Origin of the sequence: Acinetobacter sp. WCHA55 (genome assembly GCF_002165305.2) — a bacterium.
Lineage (GTDB): Bacteria > Pseudomonadota > Gammaproteobacteria > Pseudomonadales > Moraxellaceae > Acinetobacter.
The window spans coordinates 197655-220740 of record NZ_CP032286.1 but is presented as its reverse complement, the minus strand read 5'-3'; the positions used below and the strand labels follow the sequence as shown (position 1 = coordinate 220740).

Annotated in this window: 16 protein-coding genes; 7 read left to right on the top strand and 9 right to left on the bottom strand. The window is 39.8% G+C overall.

The annotated features are described in order from the left end of the window. Positions 1–628 precede the first annotated feature (628 nt). Positions 629–1927: a dicarboxylate/amino acid:cation symporter gene (locus CDG62_RS03790; protein WP_087526720.1), complete on the top strand. Its 1299-nt coding sequence runs from the start codon at positions 629–631 to the stop codon at positions 1925–1927. A 134-nt stretch (positions 1928–2061) separates the two neighbouring features. On the opposite strand, the gene CDG62_RS03785 is transcribed toward CDG62_RS03790, so the two are convergent. Next, on the bottom strand, positions 2062–2952 hold the full coding sequence (locus tag CDG62_RS03785; RefSeq protein ID WP_087526719.1) for a LysR substrate-binding domain-containing protein: 891 nt from the start codon (positions 2950–2952) through the stop codon (positions 2062–2064). 134 nt (positions 2953–3086) lie between these two features. On the opposite strand from CDG62_RS03785, the gene CDG62_RS03780 reads away from it, so the two are divergent. Continuing rightward, the gene (locus tag CDG62_RS03780) at positions 3087–4505 is read left to right on the top strand and encodes an aspartate ammonia-lyase (RefSeq protein WP_087526718.1); all 1419 of its coding nucleotides are present in this window, start codon (positions 3087–3089) and stop codon (positions 4503–4505) included. A 208-nt stretch (positions 4506–4713) separates the two neighbouring features. Here the strand turns inward: CDG62_RS03780 and ssb are convergent, their stop codons facing one another. The 3 genes from ssb to CDG62_RS03765 all read right to left on the bottom strand — a co-directional run bounded on the left by ssb (position 4714) and on the right by CDG62_RS03765 (position 7953). Then, positions 4714–5298: a single-stranded DNA-binding protein gene (gene ssb, locus CDG62_RS03775; protein ID WP_087526717.1), complete on the bottom strand. Its 585-nt coding sequence runs from the start codon at positions 5296–5298 to the stop codon at positions 4714–4716. 51 nt (positions 5299–5349) lie between these two features. After that, positions 5350–6714 carry an MFS transporter gene (locus CDG62_RS03770; RefSeq protein ID WP_087011846.1) on the bottom strand — a complete coding sequence of 455 codons (1365 nt, stop codon included), beginning with the start codon at positions 6712–6714 and terminating at the stop codon, positions 5350–5352. 159 nt (positions 6715–6873) lie between these two features. Continuing rightward, entirely contained in the window at positions 6874–7953 is a 1080-nt protein-coding gene (locus CDG62_RS03765) for a DUF475 domain-containing protein (RefSeq protein ID WP_058870674.1), read from the bottom strand. A 211-nt stretch (positions 7954–8164) separates the two neighbouring features. Here CDG62_RS03765 and tenA point away from each other — a divergent pair, with 211 nt between their 5' ends. From tenA to CDG62_RS03745, 4 genes are all read left to right on the top strand, one after another. Then, on the top strand, positions 8165–8839 hold the full coding sequence (tenA, locus tag CDG62_RS03760) for a thiaminase II (protein WP_087526716.1): 675 nt from the start codon (positions 8165–8167) through the stop codon (positions 8837–8839). A 162-nt stretch (positions 8840–9001) separates the two neighbouring features. Continuing rightward, on the top strand, positions 9002–9376 hold the full coding sequence (locus tag CDG62_RS03755) for a hypothetical protein (RefSeq protein WP_087526715.1): 375 nt from the start codon (positions 9002–9004) through the stop codon (positions 9374–9376). 324 nt (positions 9377–9700) lie between these two features. Beyond that, the gene (gene uvrA / locus CDG62_RS03750) at positions 9701–12532 is read left to right on the top strand and encodes an excinuclease ABC subunit UvrA (protein ID WP_087526714.1); all 2832 of its coding nucleotides are present in this window, start codon (positions 9701–9703) and stop codon (positions 12530–12532) included. Between the two features lie 72 nt (positions 12533–12604). Then, complete coding sequence (locus CDG62_RS03745; RefSeq protein ID WP_087526713.1) at positions 12605–13939, top strand: anti-phage deoxyguanosine triphosphatase; 1335 nt, start codon at positions 12605–12607, stop codon at positions 13937–13939. A 183-nt stretch (positions 13940–14122) separates the two neighbouring features. Here CDG62_RS03745 and CDG62_RS03740 read toward each other — a convergent pair whose 3' ends face one another. Beyond that, positions 14123–15832 carry a GGDEF domain-containing protein gene (locus CDG62_RS03740; RefSeq protein WP_087526712.1) on the bottom strand — a complete coding sequence of 570 codons (1710 nt, stop codon included), beginning with the start codon at positions 15830–15832 and terminating at the stop codon, positions 14123–14125. Positions 15833–16917: 1085 nt separating this feature from the next. On the opposite strand from CDG62_RS03740, the gene omp33-36 reads away from it, so the two are divergent. Next, positions 16918–17805 (top strand): porin Omp33-36, encoded by an 888-nt coding sequence (gene omp33-36 / locus CDG62_RS03730; RefSeq protein ID WP_087526710.1) that lies wholly within the window; start codon positions 16918–16920, stop codon positions 17803–17805. A gap of 50 nt (positions 17806–17855) precedes the next feature. Here the strand turns inward: omp33-36 and CDG62_RS03725 are convergent, their stop codons facing one another. From CDG62_RS03725 to CDG62_RS03710, 4 genes are all read right to left on the bottom strand, one after another. After that, positions 17856–19823: a BCCT family transporter gene (locus CDG62_RS03725; RefSeq protein WP_087526709.1), complete on the bottom strand. Its 1968-nt coding sequence runs from the start codon at positions 19821–19823 to the stop codon at positions 17856–17858. Between the two features lie 157 nt (positions 19824–19980). Next, the gene (locus tag CDG62_RS03720) at positions 19981–20670 is read right to left on the bottom strand and encodes an ion channel (protein ID WP_087526736.1); all 690 of its coding nucleotides are present in this window, start codon (positions 20668–20670) and stop codon (positions 19981–19983) included. A 236-nt stretch (positions 20671–20906) separates the two neighbouring features. After that, positions 20907–22622, bottom strand: a complete 1716-nt coding sequence (locus CDG62_RS03715; protein WP_087526708.1) for a cation acetate symporter — start codon at positions 22620–22622, stop codon at positions 20907–20909. Further along, entirely contained in the window at positions 22622–22954 is a 333-nt protein-coding gene (locus tag CDG62_RS03710) for a DUF485 domain-containing protein (protein ID WP_058870483.1), read from the bottom strand. Before CDG62_RS03710 ends, CDG62_RS03715 begins: the two co-directional genes overlap by 1 nt. Positions 22955–23086 lie beyond the last annotated feature (132 nt).

Below are 23086 nucleotides of genomic sequence, written 5' to 3'. Positions count from 1 at the left end.
GCGCATAGATAATTTTTTATGGGTGTACGAAAGGAAAGGATGAAAGCATAAAGCCCTCGTGCGTGTGCTGTGAAAAATCATGAAATGACTCAACGTTGCTCAGTTAACAACATCAACACGATAGAAATTTAATTTAATTATCTATTTAGATCATAAACTTAAAATCAAAAGCTGATCATTAAAATATTGGATAACACGGACAATTCAATGGTTTTGTCCGTGGCAAAATGAAGAGCACAAGCTCAGTTTTGAGTTTTTGTATTCATTAACTTTCGCTTCACTCTCAGCTCTTCACTCTGCCTCACAGAATCAGAAAATTTAGTATCTTTCCTATCACCCATCAGAATTAAAACAACAAACATTTGGTCTTACTCTCAAGAACAGCGCACCTATATCAAGTAAAACTAAAGAATCATCTCATGCATTTTTTGCATAACTGAATTAAAAATTGCATTGTCGTTTTTTTTAAAAAAAAGTAACACTTGCCACAGTTAAATCCCAACCGACGATTTAGCACTCAATACCTCAAGTAATGCCTCTATAAATTGATCAACATGGAATGTCATCAAGGCCTTGCTACATCAGGTCAAAAGTTGATGAAAAGAAGATTAAAGAAGGAACGATAAGTATGAAACAGAAGAAACTACTGAAATATATTCTGATTGCCATGATCTCTGGAATACTAATTGGTTGGGCTTTTCATAGCACTTTAACAACTGCACAAACCACAGAACTTGCCGCCTATTTTAAAATAGTGACCGATGTATTCTTAAGATTAATTAAAATGATTATTGCACCCTTAGTTTTTGCAACAATCGTTTCTGGTCTGCTCTCAATGGGAAAATCCTCATCGCTGGGATCAATTACCTTAAAAGCCATGAGTTGGTTCATTGGTGCATCATTTATTTCACTTTTACTGGGCATGGGCTTAGCCAATTTATTCCAACCTGGTGCTGGAATGAATCTCACCGTTCCTCAAACAGCGGTTGATATTGGTGTAAGTGCGACAAGTCTGAGCTTAGAAACCTTCATTACGCATATTTTCCCGCGTAGTTTTGCGGAAGCCATGGCCAATAATGAGATCTTACAGATTTTGGTTTTCTCAATTTTCTTTGGTTCTGCACTTGCCTATGTTCAACACCAAAGTGAAGCAACGGTCATTGGTAAAATAATTGATGAACTCTGTAAGGTGATGTTCCGAATTACAGATTATGTCATGGCATTTGCACCTATCGCCGTTTTTGCAGCCATTGCTTCCGCGATTACCATCCAAGGCCCTAAACTGATTATCGATTATAGTATTTTCATTGGGCAGTTCTATGTGGGATTACTGGTACTTTGGACTCTCCTGATTGCATTTGGCTATATCTTCTTGAAAAAAGATATTTTTAGATTGATGCGAATCGTGCGTGAACCCACTATGTTGGCATTTGCGACCGCAAGTAGTGAATCGGCTTATCCAAAAACCATGGAAGCTTTGGATAAATTCGGTGTACCTAAGCGTATTACCAGTTTCGTGCTCCCTCTAGGTTATTCATTCAACCTCGACGGCTCGATGATGTATATGGCATTTGCCGTGTTATTTATTGCACAAGCCTACAACATTGATTTAAGTTTTTCCCAGCAAGCACTCATACTCTTTACCCTCATGATTACGAGTAAAGGGATTGCAGGTGTTTCACGAGCATCCATTGTGGTGATTGCCTCAACACTGGCTATGTTCAAGCTTCCTGAAGCCGGTATTCTATTAATTTTAGCGATTGATCAGTTTTTAGATATGGGTCGTACGGCAACCAATGTGATTGGAAATAGTATTGCAACTGCCGTGATTGCACGTACTGAAGGTAATAAAGATGAACTTATGGAGCAAGAAGGTATCATGGTGAATAACCTTCCTCCCGCAAACCAATTGGCCGATAACAGTTAGAATTATTTATCGAGAAAATATAAGGTGATTTTTAAATCGTAAGTAAAGTCCTTTATTTGCTCTTTATAAAATCACCTTATTTATTATTTAAATATACCTCAGAGCGATTAACTAAAATAACCCATAAAATCCAATTATTTATTTTTATGAATCAATATATTCCAAATATAATTAATTCGATTTGAAAATGACATTTCACGCTTAACCAGATAGACATCTTGAAATAAATAGTACTGCTCACCATCCAGTACTTTTAATTTATTTTCTTGGATTTCTCTTTCAACCAATAATTTAGGCAACCATGCCACACCTAAACCTTGCAGCACTAACTCTTTTAAATCCCCTGCATTATCCGTCTCATATAAAGTTCGATAATCCAACTTATTTTCAATCGCTTCATCCACACAATTTCTTAAATATGCTTGTTTACTATAAGACAACAAAGGAAAAGACTGATCGAGTGAATATTTGGCAGTCCCCTCCTGATCTAGGGCCGTCACAGGGAGTATTTCCATTTCAACAATTTTATGAAATTCGAATAAAGAACGATCGAATTGTTCTAATGTTTTTTGATCACAATAACTGATTAAAAAATCACACGAGCCATCTTTTAATAAGCGCATGCCCTGTTTGAAATTCGACGCAATAATTTCCAGTTTTAAGTCCGTCATATCCATCGATAACTCATGAATAAAGCGGGGGAAAAACTGGGTAATGAGCGAGTGTGACACTGCAAACTTGACGGTTAACTCATCATGTTTCACATTCTTTTCTAAATATTTTATTGTTGCAGTAAGTTGATTTTGTATGTTTTTTGCCGAAGCGAGTAAAACTTGGCCTGCTTCTGTGAAATCAATATTTTTACTATATCTTTTCAAAATTTGGAAACCCAATGAGTTTTCAATGTTCTGAATTCTGCGTGTAAAGGCAGACTGCGTGACATGTCGTAGAGCTGCTGCTTGAGATATCGATTTTTCTTGCTCTAACGCAAGTAAATCTTCAATCCATCGAATTTCTAAAGTCATAACTCATTCTTCACTCATCCTTTGATCAATTATAATCTATTATGCAAAAAATGCATGTAGTAATATTTTTTTACATTAGAAAAAAAACCGTGCCCACCTTAATATCGATTTATTCGAGATTAGAGTCTATTTAAATGAACATTAAGATTAACACACGCGTTGAAAAGGATTTATTAGGACATAAAGAAATTCCTGCGCATTGCTATTATGGTGTACAAACTTTAAGGGCTTTAGAAAACTTTAATTTAAGTCCAAATAAACTCAATCAATTCCCTGTTTTTATTAATGCACTTGCAATGGTTAAAGCAGCATGTGCAGAAGCAAATTTTAAACTCAATAAAATTGAAGAAAATAAATACAATGCAATTCAGTATGCATGTGAACAGATTATTAATTATAAATATCATGACCAGTTTCCAATTGATATGATTCAAGGTGGTGCTGGAACGTCCACCAATATGAATATCAATGAAGTACTGGCTAATATTGGATTAGAACATTTAGATCACTTAAAAGGCGAATATCAATATTTACATCCAAATAATGATATTAATATGTCTCAGTCAACCAATGATGTCTATCCAACGGCAATTAAAGTGGGTTTAATTTTTGCAATAGAGCAATTGAACAGCCCGTTTCAAAATTTAATTGAAAGTTTTAAGAACAAGTCAGATGAGTTTTCGCATATCTTAAAAATGGGGCGTACCCAATTGCAAGATGCTGTTCCAATGACCTTGGGTCAAGAGTTCGGCGCATTTGCAAATACTTTACAAAATGATTTAAACAAGCTCAATGACATCATGCCGTCTGCTTTAAGTGTTGTAAATTTAGGCGGAACAGCTATTGGAACAGGGATCAATACCGAAGTTAAATATCGCGAATATGCCATCGCAGCATTGTCTGAAATTACGCAAAAGCAGATCAGCAGTTCACCCGATTTAATCGAAGCAACCTCAGATATGGGTGATTTCGTTTTATTATCGAGCTTCTTAAAGCGTACCGCGACTAAACTTTCAAAAATTGCCAATGACCTGCGTTTACTTTCTAGTGGTCCTCGTACTGGTCTGAATGAAATTCATTTAGAACCGCGTCAACCAGGCAGTTCAATTATGCCTGGAAAAGTGAACCCTGTTATTCCAGAAGCAATGAATTTAGTGTGTTTTCAAGTGATTGCAAATGATTTAGCCATTACTTTGGCGGCCGAAGCAGGTCAGTTACAGCTCAACGCGATGGAGCCATTAATTGCATTTAAACTGTTCGAATCGATCGATTTGTTAGGTAAAGCTATGCAAATGTTCCAATATAAATGTATTGAAAACATCCGTGCCAATGCTGAACACTGTCAGGCAAATGTAGATAATTCAATCGGCATTATTACTGCACTCAACCCATATTTGGGCTATGAAACAACGACTCGTATTGCAAAACAAGCGAATGAGACTGGTCAAAGTGTATTGGCTTTAATTAAAGCTGAAAACCTATTGTCTGATCAACTTTTGGCTGATGTGCTATCGATCAAAAATATGGTTCATCCTCAGCAATCTTTATCATGATTTATTAGCATTTCGTATTTCTAAAAAGGGATCTCTTCAGAGGTCCCTTTTTTTAGAGAGGAAAAGTATGCTATGTCACTCACATGAGATAAACATTTTTATTCTATAAAGTTCTTTTTTAAAAACAAAGTTTTCCGAGTCAAAAAAAATAAGAACTCAATCTAAATCAAGTTCTTATTTTAAATAAAATATTTACATATTGTACAAGTTAGAATGGAAGATCATCATCCATATCTGCTGGTGCTGTTGCAGGCGCAGACTGAGGTGCTGCTTTTGGTGCAAAACCACTTGGGTTATTGTTCGCATAACCACCTTGTTGGTTGTTGCTATTGCCCGTTGCTGGATTGCCGCCATAACCGCCTTGGTTGTTGTTATTATTATAACCACCACCTTGGTTATTGTTGAAACGTGGTTGTGCATAACCATCATTTCCGCCTTGCATTTGCTCACCTTGCTGACGGTTGTTGTCAAGCATCTGCATTTGCTCACCACGAATTTCTGTGGTGTAGCGTTCTTGACCATTTTGATCTGTCCACTGACGTGTACGCAGTGAACCTTCAATATAAACTTTCGAACCTTTACGTAGGTATTGTTGCGCAATTTCACCTAGACGGTTGTGTAACACAATACGATGCCATTCAGTTTGCTCTTTACGCTCACCTGTACTTTTATCTGTCCAAGAGTCGCTCGTTGCAATTGAAAACTGTGTCAACGAACCACCATTTGGAAAAGTTTTCGTCTCTGGATCTCGGCCCAATGTGCCCACTAAAATAACTTTATTTACACCGCGCATCTGATGTTTACTTCCTATCTATTTCTATTATTTACTTTATAAGAGTTATGCTTAAATGGCTACCTCTTTCCCCAACAACTGCGTTAAATCTTGTCGCGTAGCATCATCTATTTGCTGCTTATCGACTTTTACATACGCTACTTGCTGATCAGACATCACCACGACCTCTTCAATACCACGAATCGCTAAAAGCTGTGAAGTCCATTCGTCTGTTTGTTTATGTTCAGGTAAACGCAACACCATCGAAGACAAATAGCGTGGTTGTGCCAAGCCAAAACTAATCAATAACCAAATAATGGCAAGTCCAGTTAGAATACTCCAACCCAAGGCCGTATTGTTTAATAGCAACAACTGACCACCTGTAACACCACCAAAAAAAGCGCCTAAAAACTGGCTGCTGGCGTTGACGCCCATCGCGGTGGCTTTAGACTGAATTGGTGCGGCTTTCGATAACCATGAGGGCAACAACGCTTCCATGACATTAAAAGCAATAAAGAATAGGCCCAAACCTGTGAGCAAAATATACTTTGACTCAAAACCAAAAATTAGGATGCCTAAGCCTAAAATAATACCGCCAATCGCCGTTAAAAAGATGCCTCGCATTTTGCGATATTTTTCAGCCAATACAATGCTTGGAAAGGCAAAAAATAGGCTAATCACCAACAATGGCAAGTACACCCAACCATGCGAATTGAGTGGAATTTTTGCAAAATCGATGAGTTGCGATGGGACATAAATAAACATTGCTGTCAGCAATAAGTGCAAGCTAAAAACCGACACATGTAGACGGTTCAGATCGCCCATTTTTAAGACTTGTTTGAGCTGGGCCAAATAACCTTGTTGGTAATTACGATGATGACGGGTGACTTTCGGCACCAAAAACAACATCGAAATGGCTGCTAAACCCATGATGGTCGTTACCCAGAATAATCCTGAAATCCCCACGAGACCGGTAAGCCACGGCCCCAAACTAAAGGCTACAGCAAAAGAAACTCCGATACTCATACCCATGGTTGCCATGGCTTTCATTCGGTTTTCTTCACGGGTCACATCTGCCAGTAGAGCCATTACCACCGCAGATACGGCACCACCACCCGCGATGGCGCGACCAATAATCACCCCATAAATGGTGTCTGACATTGCGGCAATTGCACCACCCAAAGCAAACAGGAGTAGCCCAAAAACCACTAAAGGCTTACGGCTATAACGGTCAGCAATCAAGCTAAAAGGAATCTGTAAAATGGCCTGTGTTAAGCCATAAATCCCCACAGCCAAACCGAGCAACGCAGGCGTTGCATATTCATAGGTCTGCCCTGCCACAGAAAAGACAGGGATGATCATGAACAAACCCAACATGCGTAAGGCAAAAATACTGCTTAAGGCAAAAGTTGAACGACGTTCTAAAGCATTCATCATAAACGAGGACAGACTGTATTGAATTAATCTTGGATCAAGATTATAGGCTATTCAATCCGACTAGCGGCATGAATTTTATGTTTAATAAAAGCCTTCCTGATCTGAAAAACAAAAAGCGCAACCTGAGCTGCGCTTTTCTTCGATTTAAAACAATCTGCTTTAAGCCGCTTGATGTTTTTTGTATTGAATGGAAGCAATCACAGCCCAAACAATAAAAGCCACACCAATTAAACCTGTGACGACTTCTGGTACATGTAGACCTGTACCACTTGCCAGCATAATGAATGCTAAAGCACCAATCGCGTAGTGTGCGCCATGCTCAAGGAAGACATAGGCATCCAAAGTACCTTTTTCGACCAAGTAAATCGTCATCGAACGCACGAAGATCGCACCAATCGCGAGACCCAGCATAATAATCACGACATCCGAAGTAATAGCAAACGCGCCAATTACGCCATCAAAACTGAACGATGCATCGAGTACTTCTAGGTAGAGGAAACCACCAATACCTGCTTTGACCACACCTGTGGTTGCTCCATTGGCATCATGCGTAACCGCATTGCCGTCTTCATCAACTTCAGGTTCACCACCCAACAAATGACTCAAGACTTGTACGCCAATATAAACCACAATGCCCCAGATGCCCGCCATGGTTACTACCAGACGTTTGGCTTCATCGACATTGGCCGCCATCACCAAAAGTGCAATCAGTGCAAGGAAGACCGACATTGCAGGAACATTGGCTAAGTTGGTCAAACGGCGTTCTAACCAGCGGAACCAGTGTGTGTCTTTCTCTTCATCTAAGAAGAAATTTAAGAACACAAGTAACAAGAATGCACCACCAAACGCAGCAATTTCAGGGTGGTGATCCATCAGACGTTGTGAGTAGGTTTTTGGATCATTCAAAGCCAATTGTACGACTTCAACAAAGCCCATATCTGCAGTTACAGCTACAATTGCGACAGGGAAGATTAAACGCATACCAAATACAGCGACTAAAATACCCACGGTCAGGAACAACGTTTTCCAGAAATGATCCCAACCACGTAACACAGATGCATTGACCACGGCATTATCAAAAGATAACGAGACCTCCATCACCGCTAAAATTGCAGTAATGGTCAAAGCAGTAAACATGGTCTTTAAGCCCGCTTCTGGTCCATGGGTAAAACCCCAGTACGCAGACAACGCAAGACACACGATCGTAAAAATGATAGAGAAACCAAAATGTTTCATCATGACAGATCGACCTATAAAAAATTTGGAGATGAACGAAAACTTAAAAAACAGGTTGAGTTTTATGGCCGCAATTATGACGCTTTTTGCGCCTGAAACCAAAACATCTTCGTTAATTTTTACTTATCTCACCGATGTACGGAGATAGATTGTTGTTCCGCACAAACTGTTGTTATAGTCTTGCCCATATTTGGGCTTCCCTCAGGATTGAATCATGGCTTTTTCTCAAGACGTTTGGCAACGTAATGTAGATTTATATCAAAAAACACTGACCTTACCTTTTAACCAAGAATTGGCCTCTGGCACACTTAATAAAGAAGCGTTTTGCCATTATGTCATTCAAGATGCACATTACTTGGTCGCTTATGGTCGTGCACTCGCCGTATGTGGTGCCAAAGCGTATGATGCTGATGACATTATTCAGTTTAGCCAAGGGGCCAAAGAAGCAATTGTAGTTGAACGCAGTTTGCACGATGGTTTTATGAAAAACTTTGGTATTTCAAAACAACAATTTGAAGAAACCCCTTTGACTTTAGCTTGTCACCATTACACTTCTTTTTTAACCGCAACAGCATGGTCTGAAAGCTATCCTGTGGTTTTGGCGGCACTCTTACCCTGCTTTTGGATTTATGCTGAAGTCGGTAAAGACATTGTAGGTAACTCTATCGCCAACAACCCGTACCAAGCGTGGATCGATACTTACGCAGGTGAAGAATTCAACCAAGCCGTGCGTAATGTGATTGCAACCATCGATAAAGTGGCTGCGCGTTGCGATGCAGACACCATTGAGAAAATGCATAAAGCCTACCGTAAAGGGGCTGAACTCGAATGGTTGTTCTGGGACAGCGCTTATAAACAGCAGCAATGGCTCGGTTTAGACCACGCTTAAAAGCACAACTGATTCAAAAAGCCCTGAACCCTTCAGGGCTTTTTTATTGACCGAACATCGTATTTTTTTAGATGGTGCAATTGCTATTTTAGGCATTTAAAACTAAACTTCCATAATGATAATAATTATCATTTGCATAATTAACTTTCGAGGGCCATTCTCATGCATCCTGATACTCTAGGTACTGAAGCCATTCGTGCATTTTTTACCGTACAATGTTGCTGGCTAAATAACGAAGAAATTTACCTTGAAAAAGGCTGTTTACACTGCGGTTCTGCCGCGACCTATCTCATTTACTATACCAATCCACACATTCAAAAACTGATGTTGGCATTTATTAAAAAATATCATTGCATTTTAAGTCGAGAACAAGACTTACTCGACCTGCCAGACTTTGAAGATGATTACGATGCCTTCTTACAAACTCTTGAGCATGAGGTTAATTTTTATGCGCGAATTCATCATGACATCGCGCGTCCTTTTGCTTTTGAAACAGTCGATTCAATCTTTGAACATAGCTATGCCATCGCATGTTAGTCGTCGCATAAGAGCATAACTATTACGATCTCACTCAGGCGTATGACAAGCGATATAGACAACAGCATTTTAGCTTTGCCATACACCTGACATTTTTAATGTTTCTTCTATTCCTATTATTTAAATCAAATTTTTCATCCCCAACTCTCAGCCTGTCACTCTACTTTGAGACTTGTCTCGACCATCAAATCTAGCTACAGTCTATCAGCAGCATTTTTCTTCTAGCCGACATAATTTGTCGCTATAAAATCATCTGTAATACTTGAACAAAGCATAAGTCGTTATCATATACCTCCTTCATCTGCACAATTTCGAGATAGTTTTATGAGCCAAAGTCATATCCGTATTCGAGGCGCACGTACCCATAACTTAAAAAATGTGAACCTTGATATTCCCCGCGACAAATTCGTGGTGATCACGGGACTTTCTGGTTCAGGTAAGTCATCACTTGCATTTGATACACTATACGCCGAAGGTCAGCGTCGTTATGTCGAATCGCTCTCGGCCTATGCGCGCCAGTTTCTATCACAAATGGAAAAACCTGAAGTTGACTCAATTGAAGGCTTAAGCCCTGCAATTGCAATTGAACAAAAGTCGACCAGCCACAACCCACGCTCTACGGTGGGCACCATTACTGAAATTTATGACTATTTACGTCTACTCTACGCACGTGTCGGCACACCGTTTTGTCCAGAACATGATTTGCCGATGGTGGCTCAGACTGTGTCGGAAATGGTCGATGCAGTAAAAGGATTAGATGAAGGGACAGCGCTGATGCTACTTGCCCCTGTGGTACGTGAGCGTAAAGGCGAATATTCCAACCTATTTGAACAACTACAAAGTCAGGGTTTTGTGCGTGCCCGTGTCGATGGTGAGATTGTTGATCTCGATCCAATTCCAGAACTCGATAAAAAGAAAAAACACACCATTGAAGTAGTGGTGGATCGTTTTAAAGTCCGTGATGACCTTGGCAACCGCATTGCAGAATCTTTTGAAACGGCTCTACGTCTCGGTGGTGATATTGCCATTCTCTCGTGGATGAACGGTGAACATCCCGATCGGGTCTTTTCAGCTAAACACTCGTGCCCTGAATGTGACCGTGCCGTTGCAGAACTTGAGCCACGTTTATTTTCATTTAACAACCCCTTTGGTGCTTGCCCAACCTGTGACGGTTTAGGGACTCGTAGTCATTTTAGTGCTGAAAAACTCATTCCAAGCCCTGATGTTTCGATTAGCCAAGGCGCGATTCGTGGTTGGGACAGACAACGCCCATACTACTACAGCATGATTGAAAAAGTGGCGGCGCATTTTGGTTTTTCTTTGGATACGCCTTGGAATGAACTAGATGCCGATACCAAAAAGAAATTCCTCTATGGTACAGGCAAAGAAAAAGTTGATCTCAGTTACATAGATGAGCGTGGTCGTAAACATAATCGTGTGCAACCTTTTGAAGGAATTTTGCCACATTTAGAACGTCGTTACCGCGAGACTGAAAGTAACTATGTACGTGATGATTTGTCACAGTATTTATCTAATGCGGCCTGTGATGCCTGCGGTGGCTCACGTCTCAACGAAATTTCACGCCATGTTCGAGTGAAAGACAAAACCATTGCCCAAATTACTAAAATGTCGATTGGCGATGCTGAAAGTTATTATCAGGACTTAAATCTTGGTGGTGCAAAAGGCGAAATTGCCGATAAGATTTTTAAAGAAATTCGTGAGCGACTACATTTCTTAGTCTCAGTAGGTTTAAATTATTTAAGTCTTTCTCGATCAGCAGAAACATTGTCTGGTGGTGAAGCGCAACGTATTCGTTTGGCTTCGCAAATCGGTGCAGGTTTGATGGGGGTGATGTATGTACTCGATGAACCATCCATTGGTCTGCATCAACGTGATAATGATCGTCTATTGGAAACCTTAGTTCGTTTACGTGATTTAGGGAATACAGTGTTAGTGGTTGAGCATGATGAAGATGCGATTCGTGCAGCAGATCATATTATCGACATTGGCCCAGGTGCAGGGATTCACGGTGGTCATGTGATTGCTGAAGGGACGTATGATGAAATTCTCGCGAATACAGACTCGCTCACAGGTCAGTACTTATCAGGTAAACTGAAAATCGAAGTCCCGAAAAAACGTACTGAACCACCAAAGCCTGATGAACAAATTAAGCTCATGGGTGCTGCGGGACATAATCTGCAAAATGTAGATTTAACCATTCCTTTAGGTGTGATGACCTGTGTCACAGGTGTGTCTGGTTCAGGTAAATCAACGCTGATTAACCGGACTTTATTGCCTTTGGCAGCGACTCAACTGAATGGTGCAACCACTTTAACCGCAGAAAAGTTTGACTCGATTGATGGTCTGCAATTCCTTGATAAAGTGGTTGATATTGACCAAAGCCCGATCGGTCGTACACCTCGCTCCAACCCTGCGACGTATACGGGTTTATTTACCCCGATTCGTGAATTATTTGCGCAAACACCTGAAGCCAAAGCGCGTGGTTATGCTGCAGGACGTTTCTCGTTTAACGTGAAAGGCGGTCGCTGTGAAGCCTGTGAAGGTGACGGCATGATCAAAGTGGCGATGCACTTCTTACCTGATATGTATGTGCCTTGTGATAACTGCCATGGTAAACGTTATAACCGTGAAACCTTGGAAGTCGGTTATAAAGGCAAAAATATTTCGGATGTGTTGGAAATGACGGTGGAAGATGCCATGCATTTCTTCGACGCGATTCCTGTCATTCATCGTCGTTTGGAAACCTTAAATCAAGTCGGTTTAGGCTATATTCGCTTAGGCCAGTCTGCAACGACGCTTTCAGGCGGTGAGGCACAGCGTGTAAAACTGGCGCGTGAGTTGGCAAAACGTGATACGGGTAAAACCTTGTATGTACTGGATGAACCGACGACTGGTCTGCATTTCCATGACATTGCCAAGTTGCTCGACATCCTGCATGAGCTACGTAACAAAGGAAACACCATTGTGGTGATTGAGCATAATTTGGATGTGATTAAAACCGCAGACTGGATTATTGACTTAGGTCCTGAAGGTGGTGCGGGTGGTGGTCAGATTATTGCCGAAGGTACGCCTGAAGCAGTGGTGAAAAATAAAGTTTCGCATACAGCAAGGTTCTTAAAACCGTTGTTGAAATAAACAAGAATTATTTCACTTATTATGATAAAAACGGTGATTCATTCACCGTTTTTTATTTTTTAAGAGGGTAAAATGCTAGATCATCAACTATTACAAGAAAGGGTTAACTCCAATGTGTCTAAAGATGAAGATTGGAATTCAGAATCATCCGATACGCCTTACCAAATTGATCGTGCTCGAATAATTCATTCGGCATCCTTTCGACGACTACAGGCTAAAACACAAATCTTAGGTATCGGTGATAGTGACTTTTATCGTACCCGATTAACACACTCTCTAGAAGTTGCTCAATTGGGTTTTGGAATAACAGAAAGTCTAAAATCAAGATATAAAGATGATCCGCTTATCGATTTAATTCCATCTCAAAATGCTATTGAAAGTATTTGTTTAGCACATGACATAGGACATCCAGCATTTGGTCATGGGGGTGAAGTAGCACTCAATTATTGCATGATTAATGATGGTGGTTTTGAGGGGAATGGGCAAACTCTGAGAATTGTGTCTAAACTAGCTGAGTACACTCCTGAAAATGGCATGAACTTAACTAGAAGAACGTTACTAGGCCTCATTAAATACCCTATTCCGTATTCCAAATTTAATCTACCTTACCCTGAAAAAAAGCAAGACCAACACTTAAATATCCCTCTTCAATTAACAGAATACTATCCTCCGAAATGTATTCTAGATACTGAAGCTGATTTATTTACAAAATGGGTCGCAAAAATTTTCTCTGAAGAAGATCTTTCAAAATTCATGACAATCAACCCTAAGAAAAAGACAAAACCACTCTATACGTCTTTTGATTCATCTATTATGGAATTAGCAGATGATATTTCATACGGAATTCATGACCTTGAAGATGCCGTTGCCTTAAAGTTGGTAAATGAAAATCAATGGCGAGAGCAAGTAGTTTCAGCTATTAAAAATATTAATGTAGAACTTAATAATGATTTGGAAGAAATCACCAAACTACTATTTGGTTTAACAAATAGAGACCGCAAACACGCTATTAGCAAACTAATCCGCTACTTTTTAAAGAAGGCACATATCAGCAAACAAAACCTATTTGAACACCCTTTGTTAGACTATAATGCGGGTTTAGAAGATGAAGAAAATACAAAGGCTTTAGAAATAATTAAAACTTTTGTAATCAATAATGTAATTAAACAGCCTGAGATTCAAATTCTAGATTACAAAGGGCAAAAAATCGTGGTTGAATTATTTGAAGTCTTATCTAACAATCCTAAAAACCTTTTACCTTCCTCAACCCTGCAACAATATGAAAAGGCTGAGAATAAAAATAGAATTATTTGTGACTATATTTCGGGTATGACAGATGCTTACGCATCCCGACTTTACCATAAATTATTTACACCTAATATGGGATCAGTTTTTGATCGCCTCTAAATTAAATTTCAAACTGTGCTCAAGGGACTGAGCACCAGCCAAAAGTAAGGCAACTCCTGCCCAATGGAAAGACAAAATATTAAAATGCGCTAAAAACAAAGAATTTAAATGTTCATTAAGTATGAATGTGAGTAAGCCATTTATATTTTTACTCATTATGTGGATATAAATATCTCCGATACATTAACTCGCCACCTTATTTTTCCCCTGTTCTTTGGCTTGAAACAAAGCACGATCGGCTTTCTCCAACAGTTCAGTCCAACTCGCGGCTCCAATCGCAACACCAATACTTATGGTCACACTCAAATCTGGACTACGTGTAGAATCCATTGAAGCTGCCTCATAAATTTCACAGCGAATCTTCTCAGCAATTTTTAAAGCACGTTCCATGCTAATGTTTTCAATGAGTACAATAAATTCATCGCCACCATAACGCACCAGCAAATCGGAAGTCCGAATATTATCTTTTAATTTCTCAGCCACAAACTGAATGACTTGGTCACCCACCAAATGCCCGTGGACATCATTCACTTGCTTAAAATGATCAATATCCATCATCATTAAACACGTCTCTGAAAACTGAGTCGGCTGATTTTCCAAAAGCTTAATGTATTCATTCAGCGCATAACGGTTTGCAACCCCCGTTAGTGAATCCAAATGTGCAATATTTTTGAGTCGAAACTCCAACGCATCTCGCTGCTGAAGCATCTGCTTTAACTGCTGAATCGCTGTAAACAATGTATGTACATTGGCTGGTTGATCTTTGGTATCCATCGAATTGGGGCGAATACTGGAATGGGATAAATCAAACAGAATTTCACGCGCTTCAATAAGTGGACTAAACACTCTCTTGCGTGCATAGATCATGGTAAACAATGCTGCAAAAATTGAAATGAGTGAAATACTTACTGTTGTGAGCAAAATATTTTGTGCTCTACGCTTTTCAATTCTGGCTTTTTCAACACTATATTTGAGTAAATAGTTTTGTAACTCCACCACAGTGGAAAATTTATCAACAATTGCTTCAGTTAACTGTGTCCCTGACAAATAATAGGGTCGATGATAAATACTTTCATTCATCAAACGCTCAACAATTAACAGCCCTTTGGCTAAAAACTCGTTATAGACCGCTTTATGCAGCACTTTAAATTCTTCGGTTTTATCACGCTCTGGCTGTAAAGTATCAATGAGTTCCCACAAGTACATCACTTGCTTACGTGTTTGTAATGAACGTGCTAAATTGGTTTCAGGAATCGGTTGTTCAAAAGCTACATGTGCAATCACATTGGACGCTGCACGACCTGCCTGATCGCGTAAGTCTGCTAATAATAAAATTTGGACATAGAAATTTGAAACAGCTGTGTCTTTACCTTCAGATACAGCGATTACGTCTTTTAAAATATCATGGCTACGATCCCAAGCACTAAACATTTTTAGAATGGCTTGATCCATAGTCTCAGCATTACGTTGCTCACGTGGTAGAGCTGCATAAGCATCTACCTGTTGTCTGCCTTGTGTTAAAGCTTCAGCTAGACGGTCAAATAAACTTAAATCTAAGTTAGGGAGATTGGAATGCTTTAAAACCTCTAAGGTCTTTTGCATCTGCTCATCTACCGTGAGTCGGTACAGTTTTAACTCATGCATATGTTTAGCAAAGTCTTGCTGATTACTCGACATGAGTTTGTTGGCTGGTGCACGCTCTCGTGAAATCTTATTGGCCAAGTCTGCAACAGCTTGTAGGGCTTGTATTTCAGTTAAAGCCTGGTTGGTTTTGATGTAATCGCGATAACTTTTGACCATCAAAGGTATGGATAAGCTACACAATGACAAAATAATAATGCTCATTGCAATATACAGCTTTTGACTCAAATACTCCGAGCGTATTTCTCGCATACTTCAACCACGCCCCCATTTCAGAATAAATGACAATCAAATTAGCTGTTCATTATACAAACAGTATATCGTGTATTTAAGTGATTAATTCGTTGTTTTACATCGTTTTAAGATTTCATCTTCCCTAAATGATTACAAGCAAGATGTCACCTATCTGTTAAAGCTAAGTAAGTCAATCCTTAATAATATTCATGTTTAGTGTGAATTTCATTCAATATTTTCGGATTTTTCTATTTTTTAAAGTACCTATATTTACACATGCAACATTTAGGTGCATAATGCACAGTATTGGGGCGAATTAGAGTATATCCTCAGCAGTTATTCTAATTTTCCCACAAATTTTGGCGAAAAAAACCAACTTCTTCTAGGGGTTGGTTTTTTTTTATCCAAAGAAAAGGATTTTATTAAAAATATAAGTCCATATTTGCATCATTATAATGCATTAAATTTCAATATATTGTTCAAACAAGAAGATATTTCTGAATTTTAAATAAAAAAAAGCCCAACCTTGGGGAAAGTTGGGCATATAAACAAAAACTGTTTGAGGAGAATTAGCTTCTCAGAAAACAACAATATTGTTAAATGATTCGCTAAAATTATTATGAAATAAATCCGTTCACTTGTAAAGCCAACCAAAGCACTATGGATTAATATAATCCTATAATTATTGTGAAAATTATCACAAATACTGAGAGGATATGTACATTATGTAAGCAAAAACCGAGTTTTTTGCTCTAATTTAAGGCGTTTTTTAGACTTAGGACACAAAAACGCCTATATTTGAGATGTCTTATTGAACTTTTTTACCGTTTATACCGACCGATTCAATCTAATTTATCAATTAAAAATCAAGTTCAGTACAATTCGATATCGCGCATTCTCTGTTTTCTAAATAGGTATACCCTATTGTTCTGCTGTAAGTTTTTTTTGGTTGACATGGATACGTTCAATTGACCAATTTTTAACCCATAACATAGTTAGAGTAATTACTCAATAATGTAATACCATTAGAGTTCATTGACTTAATAAATTGTTACAATAGAATAGCCTTAGTTTAATCCAATGTTAACAATCTGGTAAATATCATGAAAAAACTCGGTTTAGCCACTGCTTTATTATTAGCCATGACCGGTGCTCAAGCATACCAATTCGAAGTACAAGGTCAATCAGAGTACGTAGATACGACTGAAAACGACAAAAACTTCACTGGTGCTGTGCAAGGTACTTACTACTTCAAAAACGTTGATTCATCTAAAGGCCCTTTAGCTGAAGCTGCTTTTTTAAACCAAGCATCAAATGTATCTTTAGCTTACCAATATGGCCAGTATGATGCTCCTGTAGATGAAGGTCGTTCTGACATCGAATCTCATGTTTACGGTGCTAAAGCTGAAGCTTATATCCCGACTAAATTCGTGCCTGCTTATGCAAGCGCATCTTATAGCCACACTCATACTGATGGCAAAAATGCAGTAACTCGTGATGACAATGGCGACCGTTATGCATTAGAACTTGGTGCAGTCGTAGCACCTAACTTCTTGGTTGCTGTAGGTTATACTAGCGTTGCTGATCAAACCGCTCTTGATGCATTCGGTATCATGAACAATGGCGTGGTTAAAACTTTTGGCGAAGCAACTACTATTGCTGATGACCAAGACGCGATTACTGCACGTACTAAATACGTAGGTAACATCGACGGTACAAACATGGCGCTTGGCTTAGAAGCTGGTCTTGTTTATGGTGACGAAACTGCTTACCAATTAAAAACTGACCTTTACCTAACGCCTGCATTAAGCGTTGGTGCTTCTTATGCAGAATCTAGCTTTGACGACTTACCAAACAAAGCTTGGGGTGCGAACGTAAACTACTTCATCACTCCAGCGATTGCTGTAGGTGCTAGCTATGTAAATGCTAATGCTGAAAGTGCAAATCTTGATACACAATCTGTTGGCGTAAACGCTAAATTCCGCTTCTAATTCAATTTAGAATCTGAATACAAAAAAAGGACGCTTAAAGCGTCCTTTTTTTAGTTTGTAGCTCTGACTAAATTTAAGAAATGTAAATGACGTTCGTACTGGTCAATAATATCTTGCAATAGATCATCTAAAGTCCAATCCATCACATCATAGTTCTGTCCACCTTCTCTTAAGAAAACTTCAGCTTGATAAAACTGCTGTTCTTCGAGTCTATCTGCCATAAAACTGGGTGGCTGGGTTTCACGGGCAACCACCTGATAGATGAAGTTAATTTCATTATGATGATCCACACGTAACTGCAAACCATGCTCAATTGGTTGAATGGTCACGTCAAGCTGACGGCGCTGAAATTCCTTTTGTACCGCCGAAAAAGCAGCTTGCACCCGCTGTTCAATAAACTGCTCCACCTCAAGCTGAGTATGCGGATAATGCATAATCAGACCTAGACGTTGTTGCCAACTGCGTGGATTCTGAATTGCACGTGGCGTTATTCGTGCATCTTGTAGTGCACGCATTTTGGTAACATCCAAACGCAGTGCTTTCAGTAAACCCCAGCAGACCAACAGCATAATCAAAGTAAAGGGTAAGGCACTCATAATTGTGGCCGATTGTAAGGCCGAAAGTCCGCCTGCCATCAGTAAGATAATCGACAGTAACGCAATCAGAATAGTCCAAAACAACCGTTGCCATAAAGGTGAGTTTTCTGTTTCTGCGGTTAAGTAATCAATGACCAATGAGCCTGAGTCGGCTGAAGTCACAAAGAATAGCACCACCAGAACGGTCGCAATCAGGCTCGATATTTGTGCAAAAGGTAAATGGGTCAAAAATTCAAACAGTGCGACGGATGAATCTTGTTGTACCGCTGAGATTAAAGAAGTGTGTCCATCTTGAATAATACTGAACAGCGCTGCATTCCCCATGAAGCCCATCCAAATCAGGGTAAAACCTGTTGGAATGAACAACACCCCGACAATGAACTCGCGAATGGTTCGACCTTTAGACACTCGGGCAATAAACATTCCAACAAAAGGCGACCACGAAATCCACCAAGCCCAATACATAATGGTCCAACCACCAATCCAACCATTGGGTTGATAGGCATATAAGTTGAAGGTCATCGTGAAAAGATTAGATACATATTGCCCTGCATTTTGAATACTAGTTTGTAATATATAAATGGAAGAACTGGCAAAAAACACAAATAATAGTAAAACCAGTGCCAGCACCAAGTTCAATTCAGATAACCGTTTAATGCCTTTATCCAAACCAAAACCGACCGACAGCGAAGCTAAAAAAGTGACAAAGATAATCAGCCCGACCTGAATACCAATACTTTGCTGGATACCAAATAAATAATTCAGTCCCGAATTAATCTGAGTTACCCCAAAACCAAGTGTGGTCGCAACCCCGAAAATAGTGCCTAAAGTTGCAAAGGTATCGACTGCATCTCCCGTTGCACCATAGATTTTTTTGCCCACCAAAGGATATAAAGCAGAGCGAACTTTTAAAGGCAAATTATGTCTGAAAGAGAAATAGGCCAGTGACAAGCCCACAAGCGCATAAATGGCCCATGCATGTAATCCCCAGTGGAAAAAGGTGATGCGCATTGCCTGTTGTGCGGCATCTACAGTTTGCCCATCGCCCGTGGGCGGGTTGACATAGTGCATCACGGGTTCAGCAACACCGAAGAACATCAGACCAATCCCCATCCCTGCGGTAAACAGCATGGCGAACCAAGAACCACTGCTATATTCCGGCAGACTATGATCAGGACCGAGTTTTATTTTCCCCATATCGGAGAGCGCAATAAAGATCAGCACTATGAGAAATAATGCGACAGATAAAACATAAAACCAGCTAAATGAATCAATAATCCATTGATTTAAATGTTTGGTTAAAGCCTCAAAACCACTTGGGTCAAAAAGAATCAAGGCCAGAAAAAGCACCAGAATCACGACAGTGCTGAGAAATACATTCCGTTTGATGTTTGCAAACAGCGATGGCTTTATGGAAGGCATAATTCCCCCAGAAAATTATTTTTAGTACAAAGATATAACCAAAATGGTTAATTAGACGAATCTAATAAAGAGTGAAGAATGAATAGCTTAAAATTTAACAATTCTGTTTCATCATAATTTATGTTGAAAAATAAGGCAGTGCGAATCCTGTAACAGTTTAATTTTCTTTATGATCATTGGGCCGATGCTGAATATACTGCAAGGCAATCAAGCGTGAAACGACTAAAGCCAAATACATCACCCCACAAAACATCTGTAACATTGCGATCATACGAGTCAGTGGTGTTAATGGCATTAGATCGGACAACCCTGTCGCTGACTGTAGACTAAAGCTTAAAAATAATAAATCGAGCCATGACTGTGCACCTGCTACATTGGGATTTAAAAAGCTATTGGGTTCTAGAATCTGGCAAATGCTATATAAAAAGGCAAACCCCCATGCAATAAGGGTAAACACTGCCCCTGCAGCAAATAGCTCATCTTTGGTCAAATAACGGTCTGCAAACATATAACGCAGCAAACCATAAGCCGCAATAAAATAGGCCATCGCCTCAAAGGCATGACTAATCACCAAAAGTATCGGATTTCGCGCACCCAGCAAAATCAGTAAGGAAAAGAACAATGCGCCACCGACAAAACTCAACCCAAGAATGGTGAACACGGGGGTTTGACGAATGACCTTGGCAATGAGTAACAAGACCAAAACACCTAGGCCCCAAACCAATACACGTAAGGACAGGCTATGGCCGCTCAAAAGCGCCAAAACCAGCATAATAAATTGCAACAGCAGTAACCATGCTGAAGGCAGTAGACGGAAGCCTTTCCAAAATTCGACAAATACTTGCATATGCAGCCTGTTGTTTTTAAAGCCAAGTTTGATTGGTTCTTGTTCTCGCTGTTTTAACTTAGCATGAATGGTCACTGAAACCGATGCTTTTTATTCGTGTCAGCCGATTCATTTTGCCCAACAACTTAAGTACTAAATGTCACTAGGCCTTTCAGCATTCAAAACCAACACCATTAGGATATTTAACACCATAAAAAAAGCCCCAATGAATGGGGCTTTTTTAGTTCAGGTTCAGATTAGTGATCTGAAGCACCTGAGATACCAATACCTGTTTGTGAGCGTACATACTGCGCATCAAATGCTTTACGTTCTGCTTGTGCACGTGCTGAGTTATCAGTCACAGAGAACAACCAGCAGCAGAAGAATGCCAATGGCATAGCAAAGATTGCTGGACCATTGAATGGGTTCACTGGAGTTTCAGAGATTGCGAACGTATCTACCCAAACTGCTTTAGATAGTACAATGAGTACCACAGCAGTCGTTAGACCAACCACGCCACCAATCACCGCACCACGTGTAGTTAAACCTTTCCAGAACATTGAAAGTACAAGTACTGGGAAGTTTGCACATGCTGCTACAGAGAATGCTAGACCCACCATGAAGGCAACGTTTTGCTTCTCGAACAGAATTCCTAAAATCATCGCAAAAATAGCAAGACCTAAAGTCGCGATTTTAGACATACGAAGTTCAGATTCAGGGGTTGTTTGACCTTTCTTGAATACGTTTGCATACAAGTCATGTGAAATTGCTGAAGCACCAGACAATGTCAAACCAGCTACTACGGCAAGAATTGTTGCGAATGCTACCGCTGAAATGAAGCCCATGAACAAGTCACCGCCAAGAGCGTCAGACAAGTGCACCGCAGCCATGTTGTTACCACCTACAAGCTCAAGCTTGCCAGTTACTGCCATTTTCGCAACATCAAGGAACTGAGGGTTATTCGATACATAAAGGATCGCACCGAAACCAATGATGAAGGTTAAAAGATAGAAGTAACCAATGAAACCTGTTGCTACAACCACTGATTTACGTGCTTCTTTAGCATCTTTTACTGTAAAGAAACGCATCAAGATGTGTGGAAGACCCGCAGTACCGAACATCAATGCAAGACCTAAAGAAATGGCATCAATTGGGTTCGCTGCAAGTTTACCAGGGCCCATGATATTGCCCGCTTCTGCTAAAGAAATGTCATGTACTTTAGAGAAAACTTGAATTGACTGTGTGAACATTTCAGAGAAGCTGAAGCCTACGCCTTTCATGACCATGAAAGCCATGAATGTCGCGCCAGACAAAAGCATCACAGCTTTAATAATCTGTACCCAAGTCGTTGCCAACATACCACCGAAGATTACGTAAGCCATCATCAGAAGGCCAACAATCACGACAGCAATATTGTAGTTCAAACCAAATAACAGTTTGATCAACTGACCTGCACCCACCATCTGAGCGATCAGATAGAATGCAACAACAACCAATGAACTTACTGCTGCAAGCGTACGTACTGGTTTTTCCGCTAAACGGAATGACACTACGTCAGATAAGTTGAACTTACCTAAGTTACGTAGGCGTTCAGCCACCAAGAACAATACGATTGGCCAACCGACCATGAAACCCAATGAATACAGTAAGCCGTCGAAGCCAGAACTGAAAACCATTGCGGAAATACCCAAGAATGACGCTGCGGACATATAGTCACCCGCAATCGCTAAACCATTTTGGAAACCTGAGATGCCGCCACCCGCTGTATAAAAGTCAGAAGTGTTGGTGGTTTGTTTTGCTGCCCATTTGGTGATGAGCAAAGTAAATCCGACAAAAATACCGAACATGATAATGGCATGCCAGTTTGTCGCTTGTTGTTGAGCCTCACCCAAATCTGGGCCTGCAAGTGCGAGGCTTGAAGCCAACAGTGCTGTAGCAGCGACTGCAAGCGCTTTCAATGAATTCCATTTCATTAGTGCTGTCCTTTCTCTTGCGCAATGGCTTCGACTTCACGCATTGCTTCTTCATTTAATGCGTCGAGTTTGTTATTCGAAATATACGAATACACACCACATAAAAGGAAAGACAATACAATAATGCTTAGACCCAATGGCATGCCAATTGTGGTCACGCCACCACTAACTGAAGTCATTAAAAATTCTTTGTTGTAGCCGACCAACAACATGAAACCAACGTATACAACCAACATAATGGTTGTCAGTGTCCAGCTCAGTTTACTTTTACGACTAACCATTTCCTTGAATTTGGGATTTTGTAGAATCTGTTCTACTTGTCTCTCATCCATAACCATACTCCTGTCTGTATCCAACCGTAGATACAATTTTTTAATTCGAATTATTACATTTGCTAAAGTAGCAAGCTTCTGTATTGGTTGTAATTTAGACTTTGGTCTGTAAATTTTAAACAAGCTCAGCAG

Excerpts from the sequence above, each read along its gene's own strand:
- CDG62_RS03790 (WP_087526720.1), top strand. The coding sequence starts at position 629 with ATGAAACAGAAGAAACTACTGAAATATATTCTGATTGCCATGATCTCT.
- CDG62_RS03785 (WP_087526719.1), bottom strand. The coding sequence starts at position 2,952 with ATGACTTTAGAAATTCGATGGATTGAAGATTTACTTGCGTTAGAGCAA.
- CDG62_RS03780 (WP_087526718.1), top strand. The coding sequence starts at position 3,087 with ATGAACATTAAGATTAACACACGCGTTGAAAAGGATTTATTAGGACAT.
- ssb (WP_087526717.1), bottom strand. The coding sequence starts at position 5,298 with ATGCGCGGTGTAAATAAAGTTATTTTAGTGGGCACATTGGGCCGAGAT.
- CDG62_RS03770 (WP_087011846.1), bottom strand. The coding sequence starts at position 6,714 with ATGATGAATGCTTTAGAACGTCGTTCAACTTTTGCCTTAAGCAGTATT.
- CDG62_RS03765 (WP_058870674.1), bottom strand. The coding sequence starts at position 7,953 with ATGATGAAACATTTTGGTTTCTCTATCATTTTTACGATCGTGTGTCTT.
- tenA (WP_087526716.1), top strand. The coding sequence starts at position 8,165 with ATGGCTTTTTCTCAAGACGTTTGGCAACGTAATGTAGATTTATATCAA.
- CDG62_RS03755 (WP_087526715.1), top strand. The coding sequence starts at position 9,002 with ATGCATCCTGATACTCTAGGTACTGAAGCCATTCGTGCATTTTTTACC.
- uvrA (WP_087526714.1), top strand. The coding sequence starts at position 9,701 with ATGAGCCAAAGTCATATCCGTATTCGAGGCGCACGTACCCATAACTTA.
- CDG62_RS03745 (WP_087526713.1), top strand. The coding sequence starts at position 12,605 with ATGCTAGATCATCAACTATTACAAGAAAGGGTTAACTCCAATGTGTCT.
- CDG62_RS03740 (WP_087526712.1), bottom strand. The coding sequence starts at position 15,832 with ATGCGAGAAATACGCTCGGAGTATTTGAGTCAAAAGCTGTATATTGCA.
- omp33-36 (WP_087526710.1), top strand. The coding sequence starts at position 16,918 with ATGAAAAAACTCGGTTTAGCCACTGCTTTATTATTAGCCATGACCGGT.
- CDG62_RS03725 (WP_087526709.1), bottom strand. The coding sequence starts at position 19,823 with ATGCCTTCCATAAAGCCATCGCTGTTTGCAAACATCAAACGGAATGTA.
- CDG62_RS03720 (WP_087526736.1), bottom strand. The coding sequence starts at position 20,670 with ATGCAAGTATTTGTCGAATTTTGGAAAGGCTTCCGTCTACTGCCTTCA.
- CDG62_RS03715 (WP_087526708.1), bottom strand. The coding sequence starts at position 22,622 with ATGAAATGGAATTCATTGAAAGCGCTTGCAGTCGCTGCTACAGCACTG.
- CDG62_RS03710 (WP_058870483.1), bottom strand. The coding sequence starts at position 22,954 with ATGGATGAGAGACAAGTAGAACAGATTCTACAAAATCCCAAATTCAAG.